The sequence below is a fragment of the Vibrio sp. 2134-1 genome (assembly GCF_033339495.1).
In genome coordinates, this window is sequence record NZ_JAWOUS010000176.1 from 1 (window position 1) to 949 (window position 949).

Consider the following 949-nt stretch of genomic DNA (forward strand, 5'->3'; position numbering starts at 1 on the left):
TACCCGAGAGCTTGGCACCCAGCCTGCGCGAGCAGCTGTCGCGTGCACGGGCATGGTGGCTGAAGGACCAGGCCGAGGGCCGCAGCGGCGTTGCGCTTCCCGACGCCCTTGAGCGGAAGTATCCGCGCGCCGGGCATTCCTGGCCGTGGTTCTGGGTTTTTGCGCAGCACACGCATTCGACCGATCCACGGAGCGGTGTCGTGCGTCGCCATCACATGTATGACCAGACCTTTCAGCGCGCCTTCAAACGTGCCGTAGAACAAGCAGGCATCACGAAGCCCGCCACACCGCACACCCTCCGCCACTCGTTCGCGACGGCCTTGCTCCGCAGCGGTTACGACATTCGAACCGTGCAGGATCTGCTCGGCCATTCCGACGTCTCTACGACGATGATTTACACGCATGTGCTGAAAGTTGGCGGTGCCGGAGTGCGCTCACCGCTTGATGCGCTGCCGCCCCTCACTAGTGAGAGGTAGGGCAGCGCAAGTCAATCCTGGCGGATTCACTACCCCTGCGCGAAGGCCATCGGTGCCGCATCGAACGGCCGGTTGCGGAAAGTCCTCCCTGCGTCCGCTGATGGCCGGCAGCAGCCCGTCGTTGCCTGATGGATCCAACCCCTCCGCTGCTATAGTGCAGTCGGCTTCTGACGTTCAGTGCAGCCGTCTTCTGAAAACGACAAACGATGTCAGAATAGAGTTAAATTTCCTATTGATTGACATATTCCGTCAAAGGTAATAGATTTCATCCTGACACTTTTGCCTTTGGAGGCATCTTGCAAGGTCAACGCATCGGCTATGTCCGCGTCAGCAGCTTCGACCAGAACCCGGAACGGCAATTGGAGGGTGTTCAGGTGGCGCGGGTGTTCACCGACAAGGCTTCTGGCAAGGACACCCAGCGTCCCGAGCTGGAAAGGCTGCTGGCCTTCGTCCGCGAGGGCGACACCGTGGTG

1 protein-coding gene and 1 pseudogene are annotated in these 949 nt (G+C 60.6%); both read left to right on the forward strand.

The features are described 5' to 3' along the window. Nucleotides 1-476, forward strand: a pseudogene (intI1, locus tag R7R78_RS24745) (class 1 integron integrase IntI1); the annotation flags it as partial. 296 nt (nt 477-772) lie between these two features. Beyond that, nucleotides 773-949, forward strand: a 177-nt coding sequence (locus R7R78_RS24750) for a recombinase family protein (protein ID WP_225474451.1), incomplete at its 3' end; no start/stop codon positions are given.